Annotated in this window: 14 protein-coding genes; 2 read left to right on the plus strand and 12 right to left on the minus strand. The window is 38.6% G+C overall.

Annotated elements, in window-relative coordinates:
* Positions 1-118: 118 nt before the first annotated feature.
* From BMX10_RS08190 to BMX10_RS08245, 12 genes are all read right to left on the minus strand, one after another.
* A complete protein-coding gene (locus tag BMX10_RS08190) occupies positions 119-2,377 on the minus strand; it encodes a LysM peptidoglycan-binding domain-containing protein (protein ID WP_170834742.1) in 2,259 nt (752 codons plus the stop codon).
* Between the two features lie 358 nt (positions 2,378-2,735).
* Entirely contained in the window at positions 2,736-3,224 is a 489-nt protein-coding gene (locus tag BMX10_RS08195; protein WP_090442163.1) for a Ger(x)C family spore germination C-terminal domain-containing protein, read from the minus strand.
* 18 nt (positions 3,225-3,242) lie between these two features.
* Positions 3,243-3,566: a Ger(x)C family spore germination protein gene (locus tag BMX10_RS08200; protein WP_090442166.1), complete on the minus strand. Its 324-nt coding sequence runs from the start codon at positions 3,564-3,566 to the stop codon at positions 3,243-3,245.
* A gap of 79 nt (positions 3,567-3,645) precedes the next feature.
* On the minus strand, positions 3,646-4,650 hold the full coding sequence (gene hypE / locus BMX10_RS08205; protein ID WP_090442169.1) for a hydrogenase expression/formation protein HypE: 1,005 nt from the start codon (positions 4,648-4,650) through the stop codon (positions 3,646-3,648).
* A gap of 1 nt (position 4,651) precedes the next feature.
* On the minus strand, positions 4,652-5,734 hold the full coding sequence (gene hypD / locus BMX10_RS08210) for a hydrogenase formation protein HypD (RefSeq protein ID WP_244272671.1): 1,083 nt from the start codon (positions 5,732-5,734) through the stop codon (positions 4,652-4,654).
* The gene (locus BMX10_RS08215; protein WP_090442172.1) at positions 5,715-5,948 is read right to left on the minus strand and encodes a HypC/HybG/HupF family hydrogenase formation chaperone; all 234 of its coding nucleotides are present in this window, start codon (positions 5,946-5,948) and stop codon (positions 5,715-5,717) included. The genes hypD and BMX10_RS08215 overlap by 20 nt, the downstream gene beginning before the upstream one ends.
* Position 5,949: 1 nt before the next feature.
* On the minus strand, positions 5,950-8,235 hold the full coding sequence (hypF, locus tag BMX10_RS08220; RefSeq protein WP_330387854.1) for a carbamoyltransferase HypF: 2,286 nt from the start codon (positions 8,233-8,235) through the stop codon (positions 5,950-5,952).
* Entirely contained in the window at positions 8,225-8,485 is a 261-nt protein-coding gene (locus BMX10_RS08225; protein ID WP_090442175.1) for a hypothetical protein, read from the minus strand. Before BMX10_RS08225 ends, hypF begins: the two co-directional genes overlap by 11 nt.
* Position 8,486: 1 nt before the next feature.
* On the minus strand, positions 8,487-8,939 hold the full coding sequence (locus BMX10_RS08230; protein WP_090442178.1) for a hydrogenase maturation protease: 453 nt from the start codon (positions 8,937-8,939) through the stop codon (positions 8,487-8,489).
* A 1-nt stretch (position 8,940) separates the two neighbouring features.
* Positions 8,941-10,350, minus strand: coding sequence for a nickel-dependent hydrogenase large subunit (locus tag BMX10_RS08235; protein WP_090442181.1), 1,410 nt, complete (start codon positions 10,348-10,350; stop codon positions 8,941-8,943).
* A gap of 21 nt (positions 10,351-10,371) precedes the next feature.
* Positions 10,372-11,250 (minus strand): hydrogenase small subunit, encoded by an 879-nt coding sequence (locus BMX10_RS08240; RefSeq protein ID WP_330387856.1) that lies wholly within the window; start codon positions 11,248-11,250, stop codon positions 10,372-10,374.
* Positions 11,251-11,265: 15 nt separating this feature from the next.
* On the minus strand, positions 11,266-11,709 hold the full coding sequence (locus BMX10_RS08245) for a cytochrome b5 domain-containing protein (RefSeq protein ID WP_244272673.1): 444 nt from the start codon (positions 11,707-11,709) through the stop codon (positions 11,266-11,268).
* A gap of 329 nt (positions 11,710-12,038) precedes the next feature.
* Between BMX10_RS08245 and BMX10_RS08250 the strand changes: the two genes are divergently transcribed.
* Both BMX10_RS08250 and BMX10_RS08255 read left to right on the plus strand, forming a co-directional pair.
* Positions 12,039-12,557 (plus strand): hypothetical protein, encoded by a 519-nt coding sequence (locus BMX10_RS08250; RefSeq protein ID WP_090442187.1) that lies wholly within the window; start codon positions 12,039-12,041, stop codon positions 12,555-12,557.
* Between the two features lie 214 nt (positions 12,558-12,771).
* On the plus strand, positions 12,772-13,031 hold a 260-nt coding region (locus BMX10_RS08255), incomplete at its 3' end, for a transposase (protein ID WP_170834743.1).

Consider the following 13,031-nt stretch of genomic DNA (forward strand, 5'->3'; position numbering starts at 1 on the left):
TTTTCTTGAAAACTCTTAAAATCTATGGTTTCAACTTATCTACCTTCTCTTAAAGCAACTGTTTTTACATGGGATGGGAGAAGCTTTTCCTCCCAGAGCTTGCTACCCCTAACTTTCCTTATCTTACTTGTATTTTCAATTGTTGACCTGGAAATATTGTATTATTTGGATTAAATTCATTTATGCTAGCGATGATTTCCACTGTAGTGTTATAGCTTTGAGAGATCTTCCATAGAGAATCTCCAGCCCTGACTACATAATTAATCATACTGTTGGGTTCCATTGGGATGATTAACCTCTGCCCAATCATAAGGTCATCAGCAGGATTGATTTGATTTACTTCTGAAATTGCGTTAATGGTTGTATGATATAGTTGTGCAATCTTCCACAGACTATCCCCTGATTTTACAGTATAAATAACTTGTGGTTTCTTCTGATCAACTTCATTATTAGATGAAGTAGGCATCTGTAATCTTTTCCCTATTTCTAAATAATGATTTACATCAAGATTATTTAACGCTGCAATCACTTCTACTGTAGTTCCATGCCTTTGGGCAATTTCCCACAGACTGTCTCCCGCTGCTACAGTATAGATATTTCCTTGTTTGTCCTCCCCTATAACTGGTTCTGCAGTTGCAGTCTTTGGAATAATCAGTACTTTACCAATGTTAAGTTCATTGGCAGGGTTGAAGTTATTTTCTTTAGAGATAGCATCTACCGTCACACCATAGGCTTGACTGATTTTCCAAAGAGTATCCCCCTGCACTACTATATGAAGGATGGCTGGTTCTTCTTGTGATTCTATCTTATCTAACGATAAATCTGTTGACTTTACAAATAACTGCCTTCCTAGAGGCGAAAGAACCCGATACCAATTTCCCTCTTCTTTTATAATCCTTAAAGGTGTTCCTAATGTTGCATTTTCAATAGTATTACTATGGTTTATAGGTTCCTTAAGCAAATTGACTTCTTGTTGAGAAGCATATCCCCATTTCATAGGAATTTGGTCAATATTTGTTAATTCAACTTTGCCTACTGAAATTAATCCTGGTACCTCACCAGCTACTAAAACTGTGTAGGACCCACTACCGCCGTACATATATTGCCCACCTTCTAGAATAGGGAAGGTTTCACCAGTCTTGGCAATATATCTTGATCCCATTGGATAAACACTCATGACTGTATCTTCTATCACTCTTACCCATTGAGCATCTTCTGAAACAGTTGGTCGATGACCATCCTTTATGGTAACCATTTCCGACTCATAGATTATATCGCCACTTGTTCCTGTAGCATCAAAAACCGTTACCTTTAAATAATAGGTTCCATTCATTAAGTCTCCACCATAAGGGTCCTTTCCACTCCAATTAAAAGAATGAGTCCCTTCAGAGAGCTTTTGGTAGGAGATAAGATTCGATACATTGGTTTTGGTAGCATTTACCATCCATACAGAGATATAGGCATCTTCTCCTAAAGTAATATTACCTTCAATAGATCTATTACCATTTTCCTTCATGGAAATCTCATTTCCATCTAAGCTAATAGAAGTAACAATTTCATCTGCTCTCCATTCAGGTAGATTATGATCTCCATCCTTTATCTCTATCATATTATCAAAATCAAAATAATTGCGGTGCCAATCGGCAGTTGTTTCTCTAGTTGAAAAATTAACGGCATACTCTCCATTAGCCATAATCATGCCCTTATTATTTCTCCCATCCCACTCTATCGTATGGATTCCTGGTTGCAGCCTCATCATTGAGGTTTCATAAGAGTCCCCATTTTGATAGATGGTTACTAAAACCTCAGCAGGTCTGTTTAATTGATAGCTAATGGTTGCTAAGTTTTCTATTACCCCATACTCTGGTGAAATACTTACTGTATCTACTTTAACTTCTTCAATAATAGGCCTTGGATTTAATTCCTCAACAACAGTAATCGTCCCTAAGGGCATACCTATAGATTGATTCCCGTCTTCATCATATAGGTTCAGTTTAAGGGTATATTCCCCCGCTGGCAAATGCTCCCAACTTGGCCACTGGTCATTCCAAGGTGCCCAATTTACCCTATGCTCTTCTTTATATTCCTCGGTAGATAGGTAAATTTTGGTTGAGATAGTTCTACCAATACTTGAAACAGCACTACCAATGACATCAATGTTGCCTAGAGTAGGCTTATCGGTTGCTATGAAAATCTCAACATGTCCTGGTGTATCGTTACCATGATAAGCTACAATTCTAGTGCTTAGATTACTAGATGTAAGGTTAGGAGGTTGTCCTCCTTCGCTGCTAGCCATTGCTTCTAATGGTGGCATTAGAAGCATTAGAAGTAAAACTAAACAAAACCCAAGAAAAGCTTTTCTTGCATAGTACTTCATTATCTGTCCTCCTTTTTTGATATACTTCATAGATATACTCATTAGGCATACAACTATGCTATACTTTTTTATATCTACTCATCTACACATTATGCTATTTATCTGAAATGCTCAACGAGCAAAAAATGGCAATAAAAATATATCACCAAAAAAAAAAGGGGGTAGTTAGACACGCTTTATGACTGTTAATTTTAAGCATATTATCTTTTATCCTTGCAACCATATTAATCACCCCTCTATACTCCATCGTATCTTTATAGTTCTCGGCAATGAAAGTTTCCCTTTGGTATTTGTAAATAAACAGAGTATGCAGCTTTAATAATCCACCCTTGGAACTGTCAACTCAACCTAGATGCAATTAATATATCGCTCCAAAAAACTCAATTTCAAGCTTCACATCAATATTAAAGTCTATATTGCTATATACTTCTTCCCCTTCCACCGACTTCCAATACAAGTTGTGTTTTGACCTAATGATTTCACCGATGCCTAAGGGATCTGATCCGATTTCTTGAAGATACTCTAGCAATTTGGAGGAATCTGCCTCAATAGATTTTGCAATAGCCTCCTCTAACCTTTTCTTTTCCTCTGGATTATTCAGATTGAGTCCATCAATGTATTCATCTATGGAGGCTTTCAATTCTAGTTTGATGTCTATTTTAGGAGTCTCATTTAAATCTATATTTAGTTTTCTATTTGCATTTTTAATAAATGCCATTGTAGCTTCCTGAACAACTTCTATTGATTCCTGTTCTTCCTTCTGATAGTACTTATATCTAGTCCTTCCACCTGTATCCATTAATAAATGAAGTAGTGCCGTTTCATCTGTATTAATTTCTCCCACCATTGAGACAAAATCATAAATTCACGTTTCTGGTACATAGGAGCTTCTACGTGCGTTTTCTAACAAGGTGTTCACATAGTATGAAGGTCTTGGTTTATTTGGAAATTTTGAGTTTGCCTCCATCATCTCTCGAGGACTGGCATCTACAACGATAATATTGGGAAGTAAGGAAATCTCAGAATTACTTAAAAACACGTCAAAAAAATCGATTATTTCTTTTTCAGCGAGCTCCTTAGAAAAAAATATATGCTGGATTTTTCCTCCTTCTACAGACTTACCTGATACATTCAAAACCTCCTCTCTGCCTTCTCTTAGAGTATTTATAGGGGTGGTAAAGACATCCACCTTAGCCTCCACATAAGATTTAAAAGTGTAGAGTCTTATGGCGTTCTATGCCTATTTTCTACACTTTTTCTAATTTTTGTTAGCATATCCGTGGCAGCATATCTCCCTCTAGAGGACCAACAATTCTTCTGCCTCCAATCACTGTATCCATCACTACTTTTGGCGGCAGGTTAGTGGGAAGAAAACCACCGATGATTGCGGCATCTTCACAGCCTTCACATCGCCGAACTTCCTCCAATACCTCTCCAGACTTCTGCTTGTCAACGACGATGATCATCCTACCCTCACAGGCATGATATAGAGGATCTAACCCCAACATCTGATTGATCGATTTCACTTCTCCGACTATGGGGATAGCCTCTTCTAATAGCAGAACTCCTTTTCCTGACACCTCTAGGATTTCATTTAAGGCAGTTGCCAAACCTCCTCTGGTGGGGTCCTTCATCAACTTAATACTTCCCATATACGGCTGCAGCCTTTCAAGAATATGATTTAATGGCATACAATCACTTTTCATATTCCCTTCTACTTTTATTTCATATCGTTTCACTGCTATAGTCGTACCATGCTGGGCAATTCCCCCAGTAATCATTATTTGATCTCCCTCCTCTATGGACTTTGGTTGATAGGCTGTCTGAACTACGCCTATTCCTGAGGTGTTAATAAATATGCCATCTACCGACCCTTTCTCCACCACCTTTGTATCTCCTGTGATTATTTTCACGCCTGTTTTTCTACAGGTCTCTCCCATGGAGACTGCAATTTTCTCAAGCAGCTTCATATCAAAGCCCTCTTCCATGATAAAGCCACAGCTTAAATATAATGGCCTGGCTCCTGCTGTAACTAGATCATTGATGGTACCACATACAGCTAATTTACCAATATCCCCCCCAGGAAACACTAGAGGCTTTACAACAAAAGAGTCTGTTGTAAAGGCCAGTCTCCCATGATGCCCATCAAATACAGCGGCATCTAAGGAATTCACTAGTAACTCATTATGAAAATGCTTATGAAAAATATCCCTAATCAGTATGCTTGTATGCTTTCCACCATCTCCATGACGGAGGGTCACTTTATCCTTCATTTTATACTTCCTCCCCAAACCTATAAGCAATAGTACAAGCTCCCTCAGTGGACACCATACAAGGGCCTTGGGGCGTGAGTGGATTACATCTTTTCTTAAAAAGTTTGCATTCCTTTGGTGTCTTCCTTCCCAATAAGATATCCTTGCATTCGCAACTGGTTCTAATTTTTACCTGTTGGTCTTCTACCACAAATGCATTCCTCGCATCAAATCTAGTATATTTTTCATTAATACCTAAGGAAGAGTTTGCTATGTTACCAATTCCCCTCCACTCTCCATCTACAATGTTGAAGACCTCCTCCATCAGCAGATTGGCAGTGGGATTCCCTTGAGGTTTTACACATCTCTTATACAGATTTTGAAAGGCGTTTTTCTTTCCTTGGGTAATCTGTTTCACCAAATAATAGATCCCTGCTACAATGTCAATAGCCTCAAATCCACAAACGGCAGCTGGAGTATGGTACTCCCTATTTATAAATTTAAAGTAATCAGCTCCCTTAATTGTAGCTACATGACCTGGACAGATGAATCCATGAATCCCATTGTTGGCCTCCTTCAATATATAATGCAGGATGGGTGGCATGAGCTTAAGGGAGGTGAGGAAATATAGGTTGTCAATTCCTCTCTCAAAGGCGGTTTTCATTGCTAAAGCTATAATAGGTGCTGTTGTTTCAAAACCCACCCCAAGAAAAACAACCTGTTTTCCTCTGTTCTTTTCTGCCATCTCAATGATGTCCAGAGATGAATAGATGATCCGTACATCTTTCCCCTTACCCTTTTCCTCCAGCAGACTTCCCTTTCCTCCCCCTACCCTCATGAGGTCTCCAAAGGTAGCCACCGTTACATGATATCTATTTAAAATTTCTATAGCCCAGTCAATATACTTTTCCTCCGTTACACAAACAGGGCATCCTGGACCTGATAAAAGCTTGATTTTAGAGGATAGCAGACTTCTTAGCCCCAGCTTGGCAATCATCTGGGTGTGAGTGCCGCATACCTCCATAATCTTTATTTCTTCTGTCACCATGGAATTCACCTCATTAATTAGGTGTGTCAGCAAATCTTTATCCATCTTCCTTCTCATTCCCATCCACCATACTTTTAAATATATCTAACAAATCATTATAATAGTTTTGGTTTATCTTTTCGATAGCACACCCCGCATGGATTAGCACATGCTCTCCAGCCTTTAAATCATCAATTAATTGTATATTGACAGTTGTTTCTACTCCCATGATTTTTACCCTCCCCTCGGGAGGAAATAATTCAATAACTTCTCCAGGAACTGCAATACACATATCAACCCTTCCCTTCTATCGCAGCTGCCACACCTAACTGCCCAACTGAAATCCCACTATCATTGGTGGGAATTTGTTGATGATAATAGAAGTCGCAGTTTCTTTTCTTTAACCCCTTTACTATATAAGACAATAGATAGGTATTTTCAAAAACCCCTCCGCTTAATACTACCCTGTTTACACGATATCTTTCCTTGATTCTAGAGATCATCTCTAATGTTACCTTCCCTATGGTATTATGGAATCTAGCCGAAATTAAAGAAGGGGGTACTTGCTTTTCTATATCTTTTAAAACCCCCATTAGGATACTTTTATAATCAATTTGATAAAGGCCATTTTCTTCACCTATATCATAGCCATAGTATTCTTTAACAGAAGGGTCTAAAATATTTTCTAGCTCAATGGCTGCCTGTGCATCGTAGGTAATTTTCTGTCGTAGATTCAGTAGAGATGCCACACAGTCAAAAAGTCTTCCCACACTGGAGCTTTCAAAACAGTTGAAGTTTTGATCTAATGCCTGTGTGACTGCATTGATACTTTTTTCATCTATCACTTTTAAAACCTTCTTTTCATGATAATCCATTGCATGTATATAGCTAGTAGCGATTCTCCAGGGTTCTTTGATGGCTTGATTCCCTCCTTGTATGGTAGCATATTTCAAATGCCCTACTCGACTAAATCTCTCCCTTGTACCGACAAAAAATTCTCCACCCCATATTTTCCCGTCTGTCCCCAACCCAGTTCCATCGAAAACTACTCCTATCACAGGAGAAAATAGCTTGTGTTCCACCATACAACTGACCATATGGGCATGATGATGCTGTACTGCTATTTTTTTACCTGTCATGGTTTCTGCATATTGAGAGGATAAGTAGCTGCCATTGTAGTCATGGACAATTATTTTAGGCTTTAATCCCAATAGGTTTATTAAGTTTTCTATGGCTTTTTCATAAATCCTATGGGTATCAAAATCCTTTAAGTCTCCTAAATACTGACTCATATACCCATATTGATTTTCAGCAGCACAAAATGTACTTTTTTCCTCCGCCCCCAAGGCCAATACTTCCTCAGAAGTATTGATTGGAAAGGTGAAGGGGGTATAGCCTCTGGCCCTTCTTACCAAAACCTCTTTGTCATTTACTACCTTTACAACCGAGTCCTCCACTGGAATATGTATGTCTCTATTATGTATTAAGAAATAATCAGCAATCCTTCCTAGCTTCTCAATTGCCTCATGATTTTCATATTGTATCGGTGCACTACTTGCATTGCCACTGGTCATGACAAGAGCTGTGATTGTCCCCTGAAAAAGTAAATAGTGTAAGGGGGTGTAAGGAAGCATAACCCCCACTTTTTTCATGTTAGGATCGATTACATCAAGTAGTTCCTTAGGCGCCTTTTTTTCTAATAAAACAATGGGTCTTTTATTGCTTAACAGAATTTTTTCTTCTATTTCATTGATTACACATAATTCTTTTGCTGCCTCTATATCCTTTACCATAAGAGCAAAGGGCTTATGGGGTCGATTTTTTCTTTTCCTCAAAGCCTTTATAGCCTCTTGATTTTCAGCATCACAGGCTAAATGATATCCACCTAGGCCTTTAATAGCCACTATTTTTCCCCTCTGCAAAAGGTCTATGGTTTTTTGAATAAGATTGATGAAAGCTACTTTCTTTCCTACATTTGTCAATAAACTTAAAGAGGGTCCACAATTTGGACAACTATTGGGTTGAGTGTGAAATCTTCTATTGGTAGAATCATTGTATTCTCTCTCGCAGCTAGGGCACATTTGAAAGTCATCCATGGTTGTATTGTTTCGATCATAGGGTAATTTCCTAAGAATAGAATACCTTGGGCCACAGGCTGTGCAGGTTGTAAAGGGGTAATGGTACCTCGTGTCATGGATATTTAAGACTTCCTCTAGACACTGAGGACAAGTAGCCACATCTCCTCCAATAAATTTAAGCCCTTTTGCATCAGAAGAACTGGACTTAATTTGAAAATCTAAATAGCCCTTATATTCCTTCGAAAGTAATCGTATCTTTTCTATGGTGGAGAGATCAGGAGGGGTCTTAATAATTTTTATTAAAAAGCCTTTTATAGTCTTCCTTTCCCCCTCTATATCTAGCACCACTGAACTTCCATGATTACTAACCCACCCTTTGATGTTAGAAAGCTTAGCCTGGTTATAAATATAGGGTCTATATCCTACCCCTTGGACCATGCCAGAAATTTTTACTATGTACCTTCTTTTACTTATTTCACTGAAATTATTCTTATGGTTCAAGGGTTTCACCCTGAAGACTGTGAATAATGGCTGTCTGCTCCTCTATATCTTCTCTTTGTAATTTAATCCTTAAATCATCGCCTATAAATTCCTTGCAATGGATTTCTAAGTGTTCTCCCAGACTCTCTTCATGAACATGACTATGATGGCTCACCACCAAAGTAAACTGTTCTATATTCTTGATTTTATGTTCCTGACATAGTTCCTTTAGTGATTGTGCTATTTTGTTTAATAAATAAGTATCATGCATTTTAAACCCTCCTTATGGTTTCATAAATGAATTGATACACTACCTCACATATATGAGGTAGCCTAGTTTGCAATGTGCTACTCAGTTCTAAACTGAAATCAATCTCCTCCACTTCAACTCCAATAATAAATCCTTCAACTGATTTCCTATAGACTTTTAGAAGATGAACTAAGCTTGGCTGGTGCTGTGAATAAGTTTGTTGATGCTGTTCAATAGATTTATCCATAGGAGTAAATGTCACAGTACCTGGTTTTACATTAAAATAGGTGGCATCAATAATAAATAAAAAATCTCCATCCTTAATTTTGCTTAAGGCATAATCAATGTGTGTCTCACCCAATATTACTTCTATACCTATATCCTGCAACCGTGGTGAAAGCTCTTCTATTATCCTGATTCCTATACCATCATCCCCCATAATTCGATTACCAATCCCAATACATTTTACAGCCATCCTATACAATCCTAATCTGTACGGGAGAATAGCCCTCACTTATTACATGGGTGGCACAGGAAACACAGGGATCAAAAGACCTCACAATTCTTCCTATTTCCACAGGGTTTTTCAAATCTTCTATGGTTGTTCCCATCAATGCTTCTTCTACTACTCCTTTAACCCCCTCCGAATCCTCAGGGGATAGATTCCAGGAGCTGGGAGTAATAATCTCATAGTTTTGAATCCCTTCATTTTCAGTGGCAACCCAATGGCCCAAGGCTCCTCTGGTAGTGTCGATAAGCCCCTTCCCTCTAGCTTCACCTGAAAACTTATATTGTCCTTGTTGGGCGGGTTTAGGCTGCATCCTTTCTAAAAAACCCTCCATGATTCCGATGATTTTTCTTGCCTCCAGCACTCTAGCAATAGTTCGATCCATGGTTGAAATACCATTGGTATAGTCACCACTTAGCCACATCCTTGCAAGGGGGCCAACCTCCATGGGATACCCATCATACCTTGGGGCTTTAATCCAGCTATAGGCTTTTTCCTTATACACATTTTCTTCTACCGTTGCCTCTGTGGGTCTTTGTTCTATTTGCCTTGCCTCATACCACGCTCGATGGATATTTTCAGTAATTTTTTCAGGATCAAACTCCTGCAGTTCTCCATGAATAAAGACCTGGGGTGCTACATAAAATAGGTCTTTTTCTAGGTATGTATCAAATACCCCATAGGTCATGAGATTTTTATAACCTACACCATTTTCAAAATAATCAGGGTAATATTCTGCAATGGTATAGGCATCGGGAATCATTCGTCCTCCCACAAACTCCTTGATAGAGGCTAATATGGATTTGACCTTAATCCATTTAGATGCATCTAGGTTCACTGTTACACCCCCTACAAATATGCCATGGGTATGGGGGGCTTTACCTCCCAAGACAGCTAGCATTTCATGGGCTAAACGACTGTACTGGAGGGATTCTATATAATTCTCAGCTAACTCCCTATTGAATTTTTCCGGCAGTCTATAATCATTATGGGTAACATTATATAAGGGTTGAATCTCTGGACCCCGCGCAAAGTCTGGAAGGGTATATTGGTAGAAATGTCTTAAATGGTTTTGAAGAAATTCACAGCCATGCATAAAGTCCCGAATCATCTTGTCATTTTCATTAGGTCTGATGCCTAATAAATCTTCCAAGGCTAAAGTAGATCCCATAGAATGGGCAGTAGAACAAATGCCACAGATTCTTTCTGTAAAATAAATGGCATCCAGAGGAGGCCTTCCCCTTAGAATTTTTTCAAAGCCTCTAAAGAGCATGCCACTGCTTTTGGCGTTAATGATTTGATTTTCTTCAACCTCTACTTGAATTTCTAAAAATCCACTTATTCGAGTAATGGGGTTGATGGTAATTTTATTTCCCATAGCTTCCTCCAAAAAATTATTTTAGTAACGAACAAAGGGTGACATCCCATCGGGAAACCTTTCCTGTGCACAGCCTATGCAAGGGGTGTTATCTTCGATAGGCCAGTTTACATAGCCATTCCACTGTCTCACAGGGCAATCAGTTCTAGTGACAGGCCCTCGACATCCTAGTTTAAACATACATTCTGGTTCTCCCAGCTTTGTTGCAAAGATGCCATTATTGAAATAAGACCTCCTGGTACATTGATCATGGATGGTAATGCCATAAAATATAATAGGTCTACTTTGTGGATCTAGCTCTGGCATACCAAAGGCGATGAGGTTAGCAATTGTTCCAATAGCCCAATCTGGATGGCTGGGACAACCTGGTACTCTAATAACCTCCTTATTTAAAAACTGTGGTACACTGACACTTTGAGAAGGATTGGGTCGGGCAGCAGAGGGTCCTCCATAGGAGGCACAGGTGCCTACTGTCACCACGTACTTAGCCTTTTCCCCTGCCATTTTTACTGCCTCCATCGCCGTTACCAGTTCCCCTTGGTATCGGGCGATGACCGTGTACAATCCATCATCCTTGGTAGCCACTGCTCCTTCTACCACTAGGATAAATTCCGTCTCTAATGTATCTAAAAACTGCTGAAAGGCCCCTGCTCCCTCTGCAGCCATTAGACTATTGTTGTATTTTAATGTCACCATCTGATCTAATAGGTAAATGATATCTGGATTTTCTGCATTCAGTAAGGAAATAATATTGCCTGCACAACCGGTTGCCTCTAACCAGATTAAATTGATTTTATGGATACTAGTATTTTCTATTTTCTCTATGGCCAAATCCATCATCCTTCTAGCTGTAATTGTCTTTGAGCTGATCATTGGACAGTTGCTTGGTATCTCATTCAAAAATCTCCCTCCCATCTATGGCCTTAACACCCCTACTTGTGGTAAGTTTCTTAAAATCTCAGGCCTACCGCCATGGCATCCCATAAAAGCTCCAGTTAAATCTCTTCCTGCATACAAGCTAAAATGGGTACCTCCTCCCCAGGTTGCATCTAAGCTTACATCGTAAACAACTCCATTTACTGCAACATAGGCAGGTCTCCCGCCAGAGCCATCATATTGGGACAACTCTTCCAATGTGAACTCTCTTTGATTAGGTGGTGTGTTTTCACCTTCCTGATTCCTTGGACTATTAGGTTCTTGAATATACCACTGCCAATAATTTAGTCGTCTCACTTCATTATTTAATAGGCCTTCGTAAAACATCCTTTGGTAGAAATCTGTGCTTAATATAAGCATCTGCTGATAGTATTGTATATTGTGATAAATCAAGGATATTTCTTTATCGTACCAACTATTCACCTTTACTTCATCTCCTCCATAATTCTTGCTTCTATAAATTTTATGTTGAGTTGTTAGTAATTATTAAACTCAGCTATTATATTTCTACTAATCTAGTTCCTAAAGGTTCTGACTCCTTCTATAATTAGCACAATGAAATTTTAGAATTTCCAACATATTCAATATTACATATTGTGCATACTCTTCATATACTGCTCCCACAAGAAATTTAAGCCTTTCATTTTACTATAAAAATGTATTAAACAATCTTTGAAAAATTTAGAACCTATTTCTTCTATTTAGCGTCTAATAAAACAAAGGGGTAAAAATAATAATAAGGAGTGCTGGTAATGAAATGCCGAGGGATTATATTTGCAATAACCGTATTGCTATTGTTTTTTTTAGTAGGCTGTACGAATGCTCAGGTTGAAGGTGGGAATATAGATATAGAAAAATCTCCCCTTGAAATATTGGGTTTAGCTCAAGACTTTCCACCTGGCATAGTTGGCTTTATTCAGGCAAATGGAAAACAAGTAGAGATGGAGCAGGGTGGTTTTATGTGGGAGAGAAATGGTGAAATCGTGATGGCGGATGCAGCTTCACCAAATCAAATCGCAGAATCATTTGAAGCAATCCTTCTTCCCCCTAAAGCAGAAATAACGATTCAATTAGAAGATCAGCCTGATTTAACTTTATATCTATGGAAGGAGGACATGAGAGCAGAAGAAATTCCTCTAAGTAACAACCAATTTAAAATCCCTTTAGATCGAGGTGCCTATGTATATGAAGTTATTGCACAATGGTTTAATTTTAAGAACTCTGATATAAAGGGCACAGTTTCCTATACATTTGTTGTTGAGGTAGAGTAAGTGCTTGTCTAAGTGATATCCCTATCACTATGTACCAAAAAGGTTTCAAAAAAACAAAGAATCACCCCAAAGGGGGTGTTCTTGATTTAATCAGGGCAAGACATGGGGAAGACATGGGGACGTCAGGCCGCGCCAAAAATCCAATAAATGGATAAGGTAATCTTGATATAGCATGCATAGAATCGCCCATAATAGTAGTAAGGAGGGTGATAGTATGAGATATATAGAAGGCATTCATAGAAAAAGCAAGATTGCCTTACCAGAATATGTAGATGACTATGTTACAGAAGATAATCCTGTAAGGATCATAGATACTTTCGTAGAAACAATAGATCTAGGTGAACTAGGATTTAAGAATGCAACCCCAAAAGAGAGGGGGAGACCTGGGTATAACCCCAAAGACCTACTTAAGCTATACATTTATGGATATATGAACAAAATTACTTCATCAAGAAAATTAGAAAAACAAACCCA

The organism is Natronincola peptidivorans (genome assembly GCF_900111615.1).
In the GTDB taxonomy this organism is placed as follows: Bacteria; Bacillota; Clostridia; order Peptostreptococcales; family Natronincolaceae; genus Natronincola_A; species Natronincola_A peptidivorans.